A 17,662-nucleotide genomic window follows, 5' to 3' on the forward strand; every position below is an offset into this window, starting at 1 on the left:
CCGTCCGATTCACGGAAAAGCGTTCCAGGAAAAGAATTCCTGAGGGAATTCGAAAAAGCGTTCATTTGACCAATGGCGACATTTCCGGATGGGATGTGAATTTCCATTCCGAAGGGCGCTGATCGCCATGCCCGTACTCACCCGGCTCGTCCTGCCGCACGCCGCTCCCCGGACGAGCACCGGCCGCCCCGCGGACGACGGGGACGTCCTGTTCGGACTGCTGCGCGCCCGCTGGCGCCGTCGCGGCCTGGAGCTCACCGGCTTCGCCCGGCCGCGGGGCCTGGACACCGGCCGCCCCGGATCCGCCTGGACCTGGCTGACGCTGCGCCCCGAGGACGGTGCCGGCCCGCCGCTGCACCTGCGCTCCCGGCCCCGCCGGATGCCCGAGGTCACCGACGACAGCGCCCAGCCCGACCACAACCACGACTGGTCCGGTTTCACCGCGTTGCTGGAACCCGGACGGCTGCGCCGCGAGGGCCGCTGGCTGCTCGGCGACTGGCGGATCGAGGGCACCCTCTTCACCCGCCCGCGCGCCACCCGGGTGCGCCGCCAGTACGGCGAACTCGCCCCGCACTGGTGCGGCTCCGGCGAGTACCCGCCGGCCCACTGGGTGGACGGCGACGTCCGCCTCCAGCCGTACTTCGCGGACGGCCGGCTGCGGCTGCGGCTGGAGCGCCCGGCCGTACGGATCACCCGGGCCGTCCGCGCCGCCGACGGCATCGAGCTGGGCGGCTTCGCCGACTCCTGCCCGTCCGGCACCGTACTGCGGCTGCGCCACCGGGAGAGCGACGCGGTGATCGAGCGGCCGCTCACCCGGGGCGGAAACACCTTCACCGTCCGCCTGCCGTACCGGCCGTTCACCGCCGGCGGGCGCGGCGGCGGCGAACTGGAGCACTGGGACGCCGAACTGCTGCGCCCGGACGGCGGCACCGAGCAGCTCTGCCTGGACGAGCGCGCCGGCCCGGTGGCCGGCCAGCACCCGCTGCCCGGCCCCCCGGACCGCGCGCTCTACCTCAAGCACCTCGCCGACGGCCGGCTCCAGGTCTGCGTCCAGCTCCCGGCCGGACTGGTCGACCGGATCACGGTCCGGGCCGGGGGCTTCGAACTGTCCGGCCACTGCCCCGGCGCGGCCGCCGACCGGCTGGAGCTGGTGCTGCGGCACTCCGGCACCGCGAACGAGGTCCGCACGCCCGTGGAGACCGGACGGGACGGCCGCTTCCTGGCCCGGGTGCCCGCCACCCGCACCGGTTCGGACGGCGCCGCGCTGCCGCTGCGCAAGGGCATCTGGGAGGCCGCCCTGGAGCCGGCCGACCGCCCCGGCCCGGGCCGCCCGCTGCTCGCCGCCCCCGCCGCGCTGCCCGCCGTCCCCGCCGCCACCGCGGCCGGCGGCAAGCGGATCCTGCTGCAGCGCCGCTGGCACGACACCCTGCTGGTGGACTCCACCCCGGTGCTCGGCCCCGCCGAGCGCAGCGCCTGGACGCAGCACCGCCAGCGCGCCGAGCGCTACCCCGCCGCCCGGCGCCGGCCGCTGCGCGAAGCGGTGCTGTACGACGTGTTCGGCGGCCGCGGCTACGCCGACTCCCCGCGCGCCGTGCACGCCGAACTCGTGCGCCGTGCCGAGCCGTTGGAACACCTGTGGGTGGTCGACGACGCCCAGGCCCGGCTGCCGGCCGGGATCACCCCGGTCCGGACCTGGAGCCCGGAGTGGTACCGGGCACTGGCCACCTGCCGGTACCTGGTGGGCAACACCCACTTCCCGGACTTCCTGGAGCGCCGCCCCGGCCAGGTCGTCGTGCAGACCTGGCACGGGTCCCTGCTGAAGCGGATCGCCCACGACGTCGAGAACCCCTGGCTGGCCGACCACGGCTACCTGGCGGCGCTCGACCGGGAGACCCCGCAGTGGAGCCTGCTGCTCTCCCCCAGCCGCTTCGCCACCCCGATCCTGCGGCGCGCCTTCCGCTACCGGGGCGAGGTGCTGGAGTCCGGCTACCCGCGCAACGACGTGCTCGCCCGCCCGGACCGGCGGACCGCCGCGGCCGTCCGCCGCCGCCTCGGCATCCCCGACGACAAGCGGATCGTGCTGTACGCGCCGACCTGGCGCGAGGACCGGCAGCGCGGCGACGGCAACGGCTTCCGGCTCGACCTGCGGCTGGACCTCGACCACGCCCGGAGCCTGCTCGGCGCGGACCACGTGCTGCTGGTCCGCCCGCACGCGCACGTGCGCGAGCCCCTGCCGGGCGCCGGCGACGGCTTCCGGTACGACTGCGGGGACTATCCGGACCCGCAGGACCTGCTGCTGGTCGCCGACGTGCTGGTGACCGACTACTCGTCGATCGTGTTCGACTTCGCCATCACCGGCCGCCCGGTGTACTTCTTCACCTACGACCTGGAGCACTACCGCGACACCCTGCGCGGCTTCTACTTCGACTTCGAGTCGCACGCCCCCGGCCCGCTGGTCCCGACCTCCGCCGAACTGCTCGGCGCGCTGCGCGAACTCGCCGACAGCGGCGGCGGGTTACCGCCGGGCTACGCCGAGCGCTACCGGCGCTTCCGGGCCGTGCACTGCGCCCTGGACGACGGCGGCGCGGCCCACCGGGTGGTGGACCGGATGCTCGCCCTGGGGCGGGCCGAGGCGGGATCGGGCGGGGCCCGGCGGGGCCGGGGAACGCCCTGACGCGCCGGACTCAGCCGAAGGAGTAGCTCCGCCAGGGCCGCCAGACCTCGTCCGCGTCGAACCGGGAGATGCCGAAGCCGGGCACCTGGAAGGACGCCCGGAAGCCGCGCGCCCCCTCGTACGCCTGGTCCAGCACGTCGTCCGGCAGGCCGTGGGCGACCGTCACGTGCGGGTGGTACGGGAAGGCCAGCTCGCGGGCCAGCGGCCCGGAGCGGACGTCCGCCTCCAGCAGCCGGCACTCCTGCGCGCCCTCCTCGACCCGGACGTACACCACCGGGGACACCGGGCGGAAGGTCCCGGCGCCGCGCAGCAGCATCCGGAACGGCCGGTGCGCGGCCGCCACCGCCGCCAGGTGCTCCTCGATCTTCGGCAGCAGCTCGGCCGGCACCTCGGTCGGCGGCAGCAGGGTGACGTGCGTCGGTATCGACCGGGCCTGCGGATCGCCGTGGCCCGCCCGGGCGTCCTGGATCGCCGAGCCGTACGGGTCGGGGACGCTCACGGACACGCCGATGGTGACGACCTCCGGGAGGTCGCCACCACCGGGCAGGCGTGTGAGGGGAGTCACCGCTTGGCGGCCGGGAGGAAGCCGATCCGGTCGTACACCGTCTCCAGCGTCGCCGACGCCACCTCGCGGGCCTTCTCGGCGCCGATCGCCAGCACCCGGTCCAGCTCGGCCGGGTCGTCCAGGAAGGTGCGGGTGCGCTCCTGGAAGGGCGTCACCCACTCGGTGAACAGCTCGGCCAGCTCGGTCTTCAGGGCGCCGTACATCTTGCCCTCGAAGTGCGCGACCAGCTGCTCGACCGACTGCCCGCTGAGCGCGGAGTGGATGCGCAGCAGGTTGGAGACGCCCGGCTTCTCCTCCTCGTCGTAGGAGACGACGGTGCCGGTGTCGGTGACGGCGCTCTTGAACTTCTTGGCGCTGACCTTCGGCTCGTCCAGCAGGCTCACCAGGCCCTTGGGCGAGGACGCCGACTTGCTCATCTTGACGGCCGGGTCCTGGAGGTCCTGGATCTTCGCCGTCTCCTTGAGGATGTACGGCTTCGGCACGGTGAAGGTCGGGCTGTAGCGGGTGTTGAACCGCTCGGCGAGGTCGCGGGTGATCTCCACGTGCTGGCGCTGGTCCTCGCCGACCGGGACGGCGTCCGCCTGGTAGAGCAGGATGTCCGCGATCTGCAGGATCGGGTACGTGAACAGGCCGACGGTGGTGCTGTCGGAGCCGTACCGGGAGGACTTGTCCTTGAACTGCGTCATCCGGGAGGCCTCGCCGAAGCCGGTGAGGCAGTTCATCACCCAGGCGAGCTGCGCGTGCTCGGGCACGTGCGACTGGACGAACAGGGTGCAGTGGTCCGGGTCCAGGCCCGCGCCGAGCAGCTGGGCGGCGGAGATCCGGGTGTTCTCGCGCAGCGTCGCGGGGTCCTGCGGCACGGTGATCGCGTGCAGGTCGACGACCATGTAGAAGGCGTCGTTGTCCTTCTGCAGGTCGACCCACTGGCGCACCGCGCCCAGGTAGTTGCCGAGGTGGAACGAGCCGGAGGTGGGCTGGATGCCGGAGAGCACCCGGGGACGGTCCTTGACCGGACCGGTGACCGCTGCGTTGACCATGCGGGCCATTGTTCCAGTTCCACCGGTCGCTCAGGAAACGTCCGCCCCTGGAGGTTCCGCCAGTGTGACGGCACTCACCCTCACCCGGGCGATCCGCCGGCCCTCGACCTTGGCCACCGTCAGCAGCACCCCGCCGCCGCCGTCCAGCGGGACGCGCACCTGGTCGCCGTCCCGCGGCAGCCGGCCGAGCGAGGCGACCAGACATCCCGCCACCGTCTCGTACGGGCCCTCGGGCAGGGTGACGCCGGTCTCCTCGGCGAAGTCGCCGAGGTTGAGCAGGCCGTCCAGTTCCATGCCGCCGCCGGCCAGCCGACGGGTGGGGGCGGCCTCGGGGCGGTCGTACTCGTCCCGGATCTCGCCGATCACCTCCTCGACCAGGTCCTCCAGGGTGACGATCCCGGCGGTGCCGCCGTACTCGTCCACCACGATGGCCAGGTGGTGGCCCTCGCGGCGCATCTCGCCCATCGCCTCCAGCACCCGCTTGGTGCCGGGCAGCAGTTTGACCGGGCGGGCCAGGTCGCGGACCTTGGCGGCCTGCTCACCGCGCGCGCCGTACAGGTCGCGGACGTGGACGAAGCCGACCACCGCGTCGGCGCTGCCCTCGACCACCGGGTAGCGCGAGTGCGGCGAGGTGTCGGCCTGGTGCCGTACGGCGGCCAGCGGGCGCTCGGCGTCCAGGAAGGTCACCTCGGTGCGCGGGACCATCACCTCGCGCAGCTGCCGCTCCCCGGCGGCGAACACGTCGGCGATCAACGCCCGCTCGTCACTGCCGAGTTCGGTGTTGGCGGCGACCAGGCCGCGCAGCTCCTCGGAGCTCATCGAGCCGCGGCCGGCCGTCGGGTCCCCGCCGAGCAGGCGGACCATCAGGTTGGTGGAGTGGCCGAGCAGCCAGATCACCGGGCGCAGCACGACCGACATCACGTCCACCACCGGGGCGGCGGTCACCGCGATGGACTCGGCGCGCTGCAGGCCGATCCGCTTCGGGGTCAGCTCGCCGAGCACCAGCGAGACGTAGCTGATCACCAGGGTGAGGCTGACCAGGGCGATCGCGTCGGCCACGCCCTCGGTGAGCCCGGCCCGGACGAACAGCGGGGCGACCTTGCCGGCCAGGGTGTCCGCGCCGAAGGCGGCGGACAGGAAGCCCATGCAGGTCACCCCGACCTGGACGGCGGCCAGGAAGCGGTTGGGGTCGGCGGCCAGGTGCGCGGCCCGGGCCGAGCGCCGGGTGCCGTGGGCCTCCAGCGTCCGGATCTGGCCCTCGCGCAGCGAGATCAGCGAGATCTCGGCGACGTTGAACAGCCCGCCCAGCAGGATGAAGACCAGGACGAGCGCGGCGTCCCCGAGGGTTTCGTTCACAGCGGGTCAGTGTAGGACGGCGGGCCGCCGCCGGGGCCGGACACGGCGGCGGCCCGCCGCCCCGGAAGGGGTGACGGGCCGCCGGAGCGCTCCGCGGGCTCAGATGAGGCCCAGCTCCTGCACCGCGTCGCGCTCCTCGGCCAGCTCCTGGACCGAGGCGTCGATGCGGGCGCGCGAGAAGTCGGAGATCTCCAGGCCCTGGACGATCTCGAACTTGCCGTCCTTGGTGGTGACCGGGAAGGAGGAGATCAGGCCCGCCGGGACGCCGTAGGAGCCGTCGGAGACGACGCCCATGGAGGTCCAGTCGCCCTCGGCGGTGCCGTTGACCCAGGTGTACACGTGGTCGATGGCGGCGTTGGCGGCCGAGGCGGCCGAGGAGGCGCCGCGGGCGTCGATGATGGCGGCGCCGCGCTTGGCGACGGTCGGGATGAACTCCTTCTCCAGCCAGGCCTGGTCGCTGCCGACGGCCTCGAAGGCCGGCTTGCCGGCGATCTCGGCGTGGAAGATGTCCGGGTACTGGGTCGCGGAGTGGTTGCCCCAGATGGTGACGCGCTTGATGTCGGAGACCAGGGCGCCGGTCTTGCCGGACAGCTGGCCGAGGGCGCGGTTGTGGTCCAGGCGGGTCATCGCGGTGAAGCGCTCGGCCGGGACGTCCGGGGCGTTGCGCTGGGCGATCAGGGCGTTGGTGTTGGCCGGGTTGCCGACGACCAGGACCTTGATGTCGTCCGCGGCGTTGTCGTTGATGGCCTTGCCCTGCGGGCCGAAGATGCCGCCGTTGGCCGACAGCAGGTCGCCGCGCTCCATGCCCGCGGTGCGCGGACGGGCGCCGACCAGCAGCGCGACGTTGGCGCCGTCGAAGGCCTCGTTCGGGTTGTCGGTGATCTTGATGTCGCGCAGCAGCGGGAAGGCGCAGTCGACGAGCTCCATGGCGGTGCCCTCGGCGGCCTTGAGGCCCTGCGGGATCTCCAGGAGGCGCAGGTTCACCGGCACGTCGGCACCGAGCAGGTGGCCCGAGGCGATGCGGAAGAGCAGCGCGTAGCCGATCTGGCCGGCCGCTCCGGTGATGGTGACGTTGACGGGGGTGCGGGTCATTTCTACCTTCTCCAGCAAATCGCCAGGTGCCCCAGGGCACACCGGCACACTGGAGCCGAGGACGGTCTCTCGACATCGAGAGACCGGCGTCAGGTTATCGCAAAGGGAAGCGTACGCCTCGGGTGCGGGCGTGGCTGATGCGTCACAGACGCACCGCGGCCCCCGTCCGCCGCCCGGAGTGCCGGGGGACGGACGGGGGCCGCACGGGGCGCCCGACCGGCGCTCGCGGGCGCCGGTCAGTGCTTGGGCCGGCCCATCAGCTGGCCGATGTTGTCGAGCAACGGGATCTGCAGCCACGGGTTCGGCTGCGCGACCAGGGTCAGCAGCACGATCGAGGCGCCCAGGAAGGTCAGCACGATCACGTCGGTGAAGCGGCTGCGCACCGCCAGCATCCCGACCTCGGGCAGCACCAGGCGCAGCACCGCGCCGAGCAGCACGCCGCCGCCGAGGATCAGCAGCCCGTACTTGAAGCCGTCCTTGAAATCGGCGAACCAGGTCACCGCGAGGCCGGCGCCGACCACCAGCAGCACCAGGGTTATCGGCCACTGCCGGACCGGCAGGGCGTGCTCGCGCCCGAGGGCGGCGGCCGAGCCCTCGGGCGGCAGGGTGCCGGTGGTCTTGACCGGCCTGCGCCGGGACCGCGCCGGTCGCGGTTCAGTCATGCTCGCCGTCCCTGGGGTGTCAGATGCCGGCGCGGCGCTCGGCCGCCTCGACGATGTTGTTGAGCAGCATCGCGCGGGTCATCGGGCCCACGCCGCCGGGGTTCGGGGAGATCCAGCCGGCCACCTCGGCCACGCCCGGGTGGACGTCGCCGACGATCTTGCCCTCGCTGCGGCTGACGCCCACGTCCAGCACCGCGGCGCCCGGCTTGACGTCCTCCGGCTTGACCAGGTGCGGCACACCGGCGGCGGCCACGATGATGTCGGCCTTGCGCAGGTGGGCGCTCAGGTCCCGGGTGCCGGTGTGGCACAGGGTGACGGTGGCGTTCTCGCTGCGGCGGGTCAGCAGCAGGCCGATCGAGCGGCCGACGGTGATGCCGCGGCCGACCACGACCACCTCGGCGCCGTTGATCTCGACGTCGTGGCGGCGCAGCAGCTCGACGATGCCCAGCGGGGTGCAGGGCAGCGGGCCGTCGATGCCGAGGGCGAGCCGGCCGAGCGAGGTCGGGTGCAGGCCGTCGGCGTCCTTGTCCGGGTCCATCAGCTCCAGGACCGGGTTCTGGTCCAGGCCCTTGGGCAGCGGCAGCTGGACGATGTAGCCGGTGCAGGACGGGTCGGCGTTGAGCTCCCGGACGACGTTCTCGACGTCCTCCTGGGAGGCCGTGGCGGGCAGCTCGCGCTGGATCGAGGCGATGCCGACCTCGGCGCAGTCCTTGTGCTTGCCGTTCACGTACCAGCGGCTGCCCGGGTCGTCGCCGACCAGGACGGTGCCGAGGCCGGGCGTGACGCCCTTCGCCTTGAGGGCCGCCACGCGGGCGGCGAGTTCGGACTTGATCGCGGCGGCGGTGGCCTTGCCATCGAGAATCTGGGCAGTCATGACCCCATTCTCCCGGATCGCGACAGGTCGCCGTACCACGGCCGGCGGTCTCCCGCGCCCGGACCGGCGGCCGGCGGTGCGGCCCGCCCCGGCCGAACGGCCGGACGGGTACGAAGGTCCGCCGCACGTTGCGGTTGCGCCACAGTCTCGATCCGTTCCTGGGAACCGGCTGGACACGGCGCTACCGTCCGGATGACGATAAGCGCATTCCCGCCGCGATCCGGCCCGGTGACGGGCCGACGGATCCCGCGGCGGAGCGTACCCGGGGGAAAGAGCCAGTGAGTCGACCACAGCACATCGAGCAGCCCGACCGTCGCGGCGCCGTCCCGCCCGCACCGGGCCCGTCGACGGCTCCCCTCCTGCGCCCATCAGGCCGCTGAGCCGCCGGCGCCCGTCATCGCCGCCGGGCTGTCACCCTGCTCCGCTACTGTCCCGTCCGGTCGGCGACCCGACTCACCGACCGGCCCCGGGCCGTCCGCCGTCCCGTCCCCGCGTCCCCGTAACTGCCCGGAGGCATCCATGAGTTACCCGCCCGACCCGAACAACCCGTACGGCCAGCCGCCGGCCGCCCCGGGCTACGGCTACCCGCAGCAGGCCCCGCCGCCCGCTCCGGGCTACGGCTACCCGCAGGCCGCCCCGGCCTACGGCTACGCGCCGGCCGTGCCGCAGTCCATGCCGGGCCTGGTGACGACCGCGCGGGTGCTGCTGTTCATCGTGGGCGGTGTGCAGACGATCCTCGCGATCATCTACCTGGTCATCGGGGCGGCCGCCAAGGACGCCACCAACACGATCAAGCACACGACCAGCGACAACCCGTTCACCGCGATGGGCGACGCCGCGGCCAGCGTCATCATCATCATCGCGGTCCTGTTCGGGCTCTTCGCGGCGCTCTCCATCACGCTCGGCGCCAAGTTCGGCAAGGGCGGCAACAGCGTCCGGGTCACCACCATCGTGTACGGCTCGCTCGGGGCCCTGGTCGGCCTGCTGATCCTGCTGGGCGCCATCTCGGCCGGCACCGCCGTGGGCCTGGTGATGGCGTTCCTGTGGCTGGCGATCAGCATCATCTGGATCACCGCCATGTGCGTCCGGGACGGCGTCAACTGGTTCAACCGGCCGCGGTACTGACCGGCCCGTACGACGCGACGCGGCGGCCCGGCCCCTCTTCGGAGGGGCCGGGCCGTCCTGTCATGCCGTCACGCCGTCAGCGGGCTCAGTGGAAGAAGTGCCGCGCGCCGGTGAAGTACATCGTCACGCCGGCCTCGGCGGCCGCCGCGACGACCTCCTCGTCACGGATCGAACCACCGGGCTGCACGATCGCCTTGACCCCGGCCGCGATCAGGATCGCCGGGCCGTCCGCGAACGGGAAGAAGGCGTCCGAGGCCGCGTACGCGCCCTTGGCCCGCTCGCCGGCCCGCTCGACCGCGAGCTTGCAGGAGTCGACCCGGTTGACCTGGCCCATACCGACGCCGACCGAGGCGCCGTCCTTGGCCAGCAGGATCGCGTTGGACTTGACGGCCCGGCAGGCCCGCCAGGCGAAGGCCAGCTCGGCCAGCTCGGCCGCGGAGAGCGCCTCACCGGTGGCGAGCGTCCAGTTCGCCGGGTCGTCGCCCTCGGCGTGCACCCGGTCGGCGTCCTGCAGCAGCACGCCGCCGGAGATCGGGCGGGCCTCCTGGCGGTTGGCCGGGGCCTCGGGGGCGAGCAGCAGCCGCAGGTTCTTCTTCTTGGTCAGCACCTCGAGGGCGCCGTCCTCGTAGCCCGGGGCCACGACGACCTCGGTGAAGATCGGGGCGATCTGCTCGGCCAGCTCGACGGTGACCGGGCGGTTGACCGCGATCACGCCGCCGTACGCGGAGACCGGGTCGCACTCGTGCGCCTTCCGGTGAGCCTCGGCGACGTCGGCGCCGGTCCCGATGCCGCACGGGTTGGCGTGCTTGATGATCGCGACGGCCGGCTCCGCGTGGTCGTACGCGGCACGGCGGGCGGCGTCGGTGTCGACGTAGTTGTTGTACGACATCTCCTTGCCGTGCAGCTGCTGCGCGCCGGCCAGGCCGCCGGTGCCGTCGCTGTACAGCGCGGCGCCCTGGTGCGGGTTCTCGCCGTAGCGCAGCACGTTCTGCCGCTCCCAGGTCGAGCCCAGGAACTCCGGGAAGCGCTCGTCGCTCGGCGCGTAGCCGGCCTCGAACCAGGAGGCGACGGCCACGTCGTAGGCGGCGGTGTGGGCGAACGCGGCACCGGCCAGGCGCTTGCGGGTGGCCAGGTCGAAGCCGCCCTCGCGGACGGCCGTCAGCACGTCGCCGTAACGGGCCGGGTCGACCACGACAGCCACCGAGGGGTGGTTCTTGGCGGCGGCGCGGACCATGCTCGGGCCGCCGATGTCGATCTGCTCGACGCACTCGTCCGGGGTGGCGCCGGAGGCGACGGTGGCCTTGAACGGGTAGAGGTTCACCACGACCAGGTCGAAGGGCTCGACGCCCAGCTCGGCCAGCTGCGCGCGGTGCGACTCCAGCCGCAGGTCGGCCAGCACGCCGGCGTGCACGCGGGGGTGCAGGGTCTTCACGCGCCCGTCCAGGCACTCCGGGAACCCGGTCAGCTCGGAGACCTCGGTCACCGGGACACCGGCGGCGGCGATCCGGCCGGCGGTGGAACCGGTGGAGACGATGGCGACCCCGGCGGCGTGCAGGCCCTGGGCCAGCTCCTCCAGACCGGTCTTGTCGTACACGCTGATCAGCGCACGACGGATCGGACGGACGTTCTCGGAGACAGGGGGGGTGGTGGAGCTGGCACTCATGCCGGGATCCATACCTTTCGGTCCTCGATGCGGTGACCTTCGCGGGCCAACCGGCCCACGACGTCGACGAGCAGCTTGCGCTCGACAGTCTTGATGCGCTCGTGCAGCGCTTCGCCGCCATCGGCGTGGTCGGCGTCGACGACCTCGACGACGCCCTGCGCGATGATCGGCCCGGTGTCCACGCCGGCGTCGACCAGGTGGACGGTGCAGCCGGTGACCTTCACGCCGTACGCGAGCGCGTCGGTGACGCCGTGGGCACCGGGGAAGGCGGGCAGCAGTGCGGGGTGGGTGTTGACGATCCGCCCGGCGAAGGCGGCGATGAACTCGGGGCCGAGGATCTTCATGAAGCCGGCCGTGACCACCAGGTCCGGCTCGTACTCGGCGACGGAGGCGGTCAGCGCGCGGTCCCAGCCGGCCCGGTCGGCGAAGTCCTTCACCCGGTGGACGAAGGTCGGCAGACCGGCCTCCGCGGCGCGCTCCAGGCCCGCGATCCCGTCCCGGTCCGCGCCGACGGCCAGGATCTCGGCGCCGTACGCCGGGTCCGCGACGGCGTCGATCAGCGCCTGCAGGTTGGTGCCGGAGCCGGAGACCAGCACCACCAGGCGGGCCGGTCCGGGCGTACGGGGCGGGAAGTGCTGGGCGGGGGCGGCGGCCACTGCGCGATTCTCCGTAGGTCGGGCGCCGTGCGCTGGTACGTCCACCGGCGGTGGGGCCACTACGAACGGCAGGTCGAGCGAGGGGGAACACCAGGAGAACCCGCCATGACACGGGCCCCGGGAACCGATGTGAGCTGCTGACCGTCACCACGATAACGGCTGGTCGGACGGCCTCCGCACCCTCCCGGCGGCGCTACGCGCGTAGTTGAGACGGGGATCTCCTCGGGCCCACCGCACCGGAGTCGCGCCCGGCCCGGGCCGGACCGGACGGCCCGGATCCGGGCCGGCGGCGGCGCCGGGCCGGGCCGCCGGTGGCGCGGGGAACGGCTGCGGGATCATGGGAGGGCGCGGGCGACCGCGCCGACGAGTCACGACCGGGCCCCGACGAGCCCGACCGCGTCCCGGCGAGCCCTACCGCGTCCCGACCGAGTCCCGACCGACAAGGATTGGCTGAACCCATGAGCAGCGGCGACGACAGCAACGAGCGCAACCCCTTCGCGCCGCCGCCCGCGGACGCCCCGGAGCAGCCGTGGCAGCCGCGCAGTCCCTGGGCCGGCGAGGGCCAGGACGGCGCCGGCGGCCAGGGCGGCGAGCGCCCGCAGCTGCCGCCGCCGTGGGGGCAGGGCGACGGCCGCCCCGGACAGCGTCCGCCGGCCCCGCAGCCGCCTCGGCTGGACCCCGCCAACCCGGCCCACCGCCGGGCCCGCAACGCCGCGCTCGCCGGGCCGTTCGCGCTGGTCTGCCTGTTCGCGGGCTTCCACTGGATCGCCCTGCTGGTCGGGGTGCTCGGCATCGTCTGGGGCATCAGAGCGCTGCGCAGCCCGAAGGGCAGCCCGGCCGCGGCCGGCCGGGTCGGCGCGGCGGGCCCGGTCGGCCCGCTCCCCGGGGGTGCGACGCCGAACCCGCTCACCCCGGCCGCGCTCGCCGGGATCCTGACCGGTGCGATGACCGTCGTGGTCGCCACCTCGGTGATCGGCCTCGGCTACCACTACCGGGACTACGTCACCTGCGTGCAGGACTCGCTGACCGCCGTCGGCGCTGAGAACTGCGACCGGTACGCGCCGCAGTGGTACGTGGACTTCACCGGGAACGCCGAGTAGCCCGTCAGTCGATCGGGTCCCGGCCGTCGGGGCCCGGGGCCGGAGCCCCGGACGGCCGGGCCAACCACAGCACCAGGGCGTGCGCACGGGCGCGCAGCCGTAGCGCGCCCCGGCGCGCCCGCCACGCGAGCCGGGCGTACGCGCCCTGACCGTCCGCCGGGCCCGAGGCACCGGGCCGAACCGGGGCGAGCGCGCGGAGCCGTACCAGCAGGGCGCCCGGGACGGCCACCAGCGCGAACCAGCCCGCCGCCGCCAGGCCCGCCCGCCACGGCAGCGGCCCCAGCCAGGCCATCCGCCCGCCCGCCAGCGCCCCACCGGACAGCCAGCCCAGCACCGCCGCGCCCGCCCCGACCACCAGGGCCGCCGCCAGGGCCGCCGTCACGGTCGCGGCCGGCGGCCAGGGCCCGGACCGGTCCTCGGCCACCTCGGGCCCTTCCATGCCGCCGACGCGCTCGCTCCCCGCGACCGGCCTCCGCAGGCCCGCCGCCGCACGGCCCAGCAGCACCGCGGGCACCACCCCGGCCAGCAGCGGCAGCACCAGCACCGCCCACCGCCAGCCGCCCGGGCCGTCGGCCGGCAGCAGGGCGAACAGGGGGAACTCCGGCACCGGGCCCAGCACCGTCCCGCCCGGCGACGCCACCGTCCCCGCCCCCACCGCGAACCCGGGGCCCAACGCGTACGCCGCCCCCCACAGCACCGCGTTCGGCAGCAGCGCCAGCGTGAGCAGCAGCAACCCGAGCAGCGCGGCGGGCCCGCGCCCGAGCAGCGCCATCCCCCGCCCGCCACCGGTCACCGCGTCCAGCACCGCCGACACCGCCACCAGCACCCCGCCCGCCGCGACCAGCCCGGCCCCGGCCGCCAGCGCCGCGGCCCGCACCACCGGCGCGGCACCGGCCGGGCGGTACGGCGGCGGGAGGAGCTCCAGCCGGTCCAGCGGGAAGGCGCCGACCGGGGCGTCCCCGGCCCCGGCCACGGCCTCGGCCGAGCGGACTCCGGCGGCCGTCGCCAGACCCGCCACCAGCGCCACCACCAGGACGTCCAGCAGCACCCGGCTGCGGAACAGCCCGGCACCGGCGCAGTGCACCGCCACCGCGACCGCCACGGCGCTGTACCCCGCCCACAGCGCCACCGGGCCGCCCCAGCGCGAGCGCAGTCCGCGCCGCGCCGCGACCCCGGCACCCGCCCGGTGGAGCCGCACCACGGCCAGCGCGCCGACCAGCAGCGGAGTGACGCTCAGCGGGGCGTCCGCCTCCCCGCGCAGCACCGGCGCACCGTGCCCGAGCAGCCAGAGCGCCCCCGCCAACCGGGTGGCGGCGGCCGCGCCGTCGTCCGCGTACGGGGTCACCACCCAGAGTCCGAGCACCGGCACCCCGACCACCGCCAGGCCGACCAGCGCCGTCCGCACCCCCGCCAACAGGTCGGCCAGGGCGGGGCGGCCGCCCAATTCTCCCGGCGCCTCCAGGATCGGACGGCCCATCAACTGCGTCATGCGCCTCATGGTGCCAAGGCGACTCGCCATGCTCCGTGAAGCGGCAAACCGCCGCCGTGTCCCAGATTATTGGCTTATGCGCATTTTCAGACCCTGCCCCCAAGCCGCCGGCGCCCCGGCCCGGAGCGTCTGATGACCACGCCGTCCACCGCCGACTCCCCCACCCCGGAGCGCCACCGCGAACCCGCCGACGGCGACCGGGACGCGGCCCGTCTGCTGCGGAAACTGACCCCCCGTGAGGCCCAGACCCTCGCCCACCTCGCCGCCGGACACGACCTCCCCCACACCGCCGCGGCCCTCGGCGTCACCCCCAGCACCGCCCGCAGCTACCTCCTGCGGGCCATGCGGAAACTCGGCGCGGCCACCGAAAGCGAGGCCCTCACGCTCGCCGCGGGCTCCCTCCCGTACGTCCCGGCCCTCCGCCCGGCGAACTTCGCCGGCCTCAGCCCGTCCTCCCTCGGGCCCGCCCCGCGCGGCGGGCAGGCCGTGGCCGATGGCGGCCGCACACGAACGGCCGTTGCGGCGCCGGGGGCCGGGGCGGCAGCGGCGGCACGTGCGGCCGGGGACGACCACGACGGCGCGGCCCGGGTGGCCCCGTCCGAGCCGGAGGCGGAACCGGCGCCACCGGCCCCCGCCGCCCACCCCTCGGCTCCCGCGACGCCTCCGGGCGGCCGGCGCGAACGGACGGCGCGGCGGGCCCGGCAGGAGCCCGGGGCCACCGCGCACACGCCCCCGCGCGAACCACCGCCCACCCGCCCCGACCAGGCACCCCGGCCAGACACCGCGTCCCCGACCGGCCCGGAGACCGGCGCGACCGGGCCCGCCGTGACCACCGCCGACGGGCAGGCCCGGATGGACCCGGCGAGGCGTGGCGACACCGTTCAGGACGCCCGAGCCGCCACCATGGCGAAGGGGCCGCAGCGGCCCTCCGGTGGCGGGCGCGCGCAGGCGGCGGCCGGCCAGGAGGGGCTCGGCGACGGGACCGCCCCGGCCACGGCCGGTGGCGGGCGGGCGCGCCGGGCGGGCACGGGAGCGCCGGACGGCCCGGTGCCCGCGGCCCCGGGTTCCAGCACTGCGAGCGGAGAGCAGCACCCCGCGGGCACGGAAGGGCACGGCGACATGACGCACACGGTTCCGGCCGCACCGGTCTCGGGCGGGCGCGCCCGGACGGGCACCCTGGGAGCGCGTCCGGCCCCGCCGCCCGCCGCGGACGAGGCGCTCGCCGACCTCCCGGCGCCGGCGCCCGACGACCCCGGCCCCGACCACCCCGACCCCGACCACCCCGGCCACGGCGCGCCCCGCTCCGGGCAGCCCCGCTTCGAGGAGCTGTACGAGACGGCGCACACCCGCCTGGTGCAGCAGGTGTTCCTGCTGACCGCCTGCCGCCACCGCGCGGTGCACTGCGTACGGCGGGCGTTCGGGGAGGCGCGGCGGGGCTGGTCCGCGGCGGCCGGGTCGGGGGATCCGGAGGGGTGGGTGCGGGTGCGGGCGTTCGAGCTGGCGCTGTCGCCCTGGCACCGGGGCGGGCCTCGGCGGGCGCACGCCTGGGGTCTGCCGCACCGGCGGATCAAGGTCCGGCCGGCCGACGAGTCGCAGGCGGTGCTGCCGGACCACGACCGGCTGACCGACCGCGACCGGGCGCTGCTGAAGGCGCTCAAGCGCCTGTCGCGGCCGCAGCGCCGGGCGCTGGTGCTGCACGACGGGCTCGGACTGCCGGCCGCGGCCATCGCGGTGGAGGTGGAGTCGACGCTGGCGGCCGCCGAGGGCCGGGTGTGGACGGCCCGGGCGGCGCTGGCCCAGTGGGTGCCGGACCTGGTGGGGACGGATCCGACGGCGCCGGGCTTCGCGGACGGGCTGAGCCGACTGCTGCACCGGGCGGCGGTGCGGGGGTGTCCGCAACCGCACCGGTCGCCGGTGCCCGTACTGCGGGCCAAGCACCGGCTGTGGACGGCGAGCCGGACGGGCGCGGCGGCACTGCTGACGGTGGCCGTGGGCGGGGCGACCCTGGCGACCCTGGCGGGTGTGCGGCCGGCGGTGCTGTTCCGGCCGCCGGACCCGCCGGCGCCCTCGCTGTGCCTGTCCGCCGACCAGGAGGAGGCGGGCGTGCCGCTGCTGCCGGGCGGGGCCCCGAACGGCATCCGCAGCCTGTGGTGCAGCCCGGCGCCCGGGTTGGAGGCGGTGCTGGTGGAGCCGCACCCGCAGGCGGTCGCCCGCTGGGAGCCGGCGGCGGCCCGGGGCGCGGACGCCCCGCCCCCGAAGGCCCCGGCGGTCTGCCGGCCGTGGTCGCCGCGGCCGTGCGCGCCGGGCCCGCGCGCGCACTGACGTCGGCCGGCGCGAGCGTCGGGCGGCCCGGCGGCGCGAGCGTCGGGCGGCCCGGCGGCGCGAGCGTTGGGCGGCCCGGCCCGGAAACGGCGAGCGCCCCCGCCCGGGAAGGGCGGGGGCGCTCGTTGCGCGCCGGGAGCGGGATCAGGCCTTGGCGGCGATGATCTCGCGGGCCAGGCGAGCGGTCTCGGACGGCGTCTTGCCGACCTTGACACCGGCGGCCTCCAGGGCCTCCTTCTTCGCCTGGGCGGTGCCCGAGGAGCCGGAGACGATGGCGCCGGCGTGGCCCATGGTCTTGCCCTCGGGGGCGGTGAAGCCCGCGACGTAGCCGACGACCGGCTTGGTGACGTGCTCGGCGATGTAGGCCGCGGCACGCTCCTCGGCGTCGCCACCGATCTCACCGATCATGACGATGATCTCGGTCTCCGGGTCCTCCTGGAAGGCCTTGAGGGCGTCGATGTGGGTGGTGCCGATGACCGGGTCACCGCCGATGCCCACGGCCGAGGAGAAGCCGATGTCGCGCAGCTCGTACATGAGCTGGTAGGTCAGGGTGCCGGACTTCGAGACCAGACCGATCTTGCCGGAGCTGGTGATGTCGGCCGGGATGATGCCGGCGTTCGACTGTCCGGGGCTGATCAGGCCGGGGCAGTTCGGACCGATGATCCGGGTCTTGTTGCCCTTCGAGCCGGCGTACGCCCAGAAGGCGGCGGTGTCGTGCACCGGAACGCCCTCGGTGATGACTACGGCCAGGCCGATCTCGGCGTCGATGGCCTCGATGACGGCGGCCTTGGTGAAGGCCGGCGGCACGAAGAGGACGGAGACGTCCGCGCCGGTCTTCTCCATCGCCTCGGCGACGGAGCCGAAGACCGGGATCTCGGTGCCGTCGACGTCGACCGTGGTGCCGGCCTTGCGCGGGTTGACACCGCCGACGATCTGGGTGCCGGAGGCGAGCATGCGGCGGGTGTGCTTCATGCCCTCGGCGCCGGTCATGCCCTGGACGATGACCTTGCTGTCCTTGGTAAGGAAGATAGCCATGGTGTTAAGTCC

14 protein-coding genes are annotated in these 17,662 nt (G+C 74.9%); 4 read left to right on the forward strand and 10 right to left on the reverse strand.

Translation table 11 applies throughout. The features are described from left to right. Nucleotides 1-127: 127 nt before the first annotated feature. The gene (locus ACIRD3_RS28985) at nt 128-2,674 is read left to right on the forward strand and encodes a CDP-glycerol glycerophosphotransferase family protein (RefSeq protein ID WP_402222474.1); all 2,547 of its coding nucleotides are present in this window, start codon (nt 128-130) and stop codon (nt 2,672-2,674) included. Nucleotides 2,675-2,684: 10 nt separating this feature from the next. Here the strand turns inward: ACIRD3_RS28985 and ACIRD3_RS28990 are convergent, their stop codons facing one another. The 6 genes from ACIRD3_RS28990 to ACIRD3_RS29015 all read right to left on the reverse strand — a co-directional run bounded on the left by ACIRD3_RS28990 (nt 2,685) and on the right by ACIRD3_RS29015 (nt 8,260). Continuing rightward, nucleotides 2,685-3,173: a 2'-5' RNA ligase family protein gene (locus ACIRD3_RS28990; RefSeq protein ID WP_402222476.1), complete on the reverse strand. Its 489-nt coding sequence runs from the start codon at nt 3,171-3,173 to the stop codon at nt 2,685-2,687. Nucleotides 3,174-3,235: 62 nt separating this feature from the next. Next, nucleotides 3,236-4,276, reverse strand: a complete 1,041-nt coding sequence (gene trpS / locus ACIRD3_RS28995) for a tryptophan--tRNA ligase (RefSeq protein WP_402222478.1) — start codon at nt 4,274-4,276, stop codon at nt 3,236-3,238. Between the two features lie 30 nt (nt 4,277-4,306). Next, nucleotides 4,307-5,632 (reverse strand): hemolysin family protein, encoded by a 1,326-nt coding sequence (locus tag ACIRD3_RS29000; protein WP_402222480.1) that lies wholly within the window; start codon nt 5,630-5,632, stop codon nt 4,307-4,309. 99 nt (nt 5,633-5,731) lie between these two features. Beyond that, entirely contained in the window at nt 5,732-6,724 is a 993-nt protein-coding gene (locus tag ACIRD3_RS29005) for a malate dehydrogenase (protein ID WP_402222482.1), read from the reverse strand. 236 nt (nt 6,725-6,960) lie between these two features. Further along, nucleotides 6,961-7,386 (reverse strand): DUF3017 domain-containing protein, encoded by a 426-nt coding sequence (locus tag ACIRD3_RS29010; RefSeq protein WP_402222484.1) that lies wholly within the window; start codon nt 7,384-7,386, stop codon nt 6,961-6,963. Between the two features lie 19 nt (nt 7,387-7,405). Further along, complete coding sequence (locus tag ACIRD3_RS29015) at nt 7,406-8,260, reverse strand: bifunctional methylenetetrahydrofolate dehydrogenase/methenyltetrahydrofolate cyclohydrolase (RefSeq protein WP_350519972.1); 855 nt, start codon at nt 8,258-8,260, stop codon at nt 7,406-7,408. 519 nt (nt 8,261-8,779) lie between these two features. Between ACIRD3_RS29015 and ACIRD3_RS29020 the strand changes: the two genes are divergently transcribed. After that, the gene (locus ACIRD3_RS29020) at nt 8,780-9,385 is read left to right on the forward strand and encodes a hypothetical protein (RefSeq protein WP_402222487.1); all 606 of its coding nucleotides are present in this window, start codon (nt 8,780-8,782) and stop codon (nt 9,383-9,385) included. Between the two features lie 85 nt (nt 9,386-9,470). Here ACIRD3_RS29020 and purH read toward each other — a convergent pair whose 3' ends face one another. Further along, nucleotides 9,471-11,048 (reverse strand): bifunctional phosphoribosylaminoimidazolecarboxamide formyltransferase/IMP cyclohydrolase, encoded by a 1,578-nt coding sequence (gene purH / locus ACIRD3_RS29025; RefSeq protein WP_402222490.1) that lies wholly within the window; start codon nt 11,046-11,048, stop codon nt 9,471-9,473. Next, nucleotides 11,045-11,704, reverse strand: coding sequence for a phosphoribosylglycinamide formyltransferase (purN, locus tag ACIRD3_RS29030; RefSeq protein WP_402222492.1), 660 nt, complete (start codon nt 11,702-11,704; stop codon nt 11,045-11,047). Before purN ends, purH begins: the two co-directional genes overlap by 4 nt. Before the next feature lie 458 nt (nt 11,705-12,162). Here purN and ACIRD3_RS29035 point away from each other — a divergent pair, with 458 nt between their 5' ends. After that, nucleotides 12,163-12,804: a hypothetical protein gene (locus ACIRD3_RS29035; protein ID WP_402222495.1), complete on the forward strand. Its 642-nt coding sequence runs from the start codon at nt 12,163-12,165 to the stop codon at nt 12,802-12,804. 4 nt (nt 12,805-12,808) lie between these two features. On the opposite strand, the gene ACIRD3_RS29040 is transcribed toward ACIRD3_RS29035, so the two are convergent. Further along, nucleotides 12,809-14,293, reverse strand: a complete 1,485-nt coding sequence (locus ACIRD3_RS29040) for a DUF6350 family protein (protein ID WP_402222497.1) — start codon at nt 14,291-14,293, stop codon at nt 12,809-12,811. Nucleotides 14,294-14,425: 132 nt separating this feature from the next. Here ACIRD3_RS29040 and ACIRD3_RS29045 point away from each other — a divergent pair, with 132 nt between their 5' ends. Beyond that, entirely contained in the window at nt 14,426-16,615 is a 2,190-nt protein-coding gene (locus ACIRD3_RS29045) for a LuxR C-terminal-related transcriptional regulator (protein WP_402222500.1), read from the forward strand. 144 nt (nt 16,616-16,759) lie between these two features. On the opposite strand, the gene sucD is transcribed toward ACIRD3_RS29045, so the two are convergent. Further along, a complete protein-coding gene (gene sucD / locus ACIRD3_RS29050; RefSeq protein WP_402222503.1) occupies nt 16,760-17,650 on the reverse strand; it encodes a succinate--CoA ligase subunit alpha in 891 nt (296 codons plus the stop codon). Nucleotides 17,651-17,662 lie beyond the last annotated feature (12 nt).

Origin of the sequence: Kitasatospora sp. NPDC093550, from assembly GCF_044764985.1 — a bacterium.
Classification (GTDB): Bacteria; Actinomycetota; Actinomycetes; order Streptomycetales; family Streptomycetaceae; genus Kitasatospora.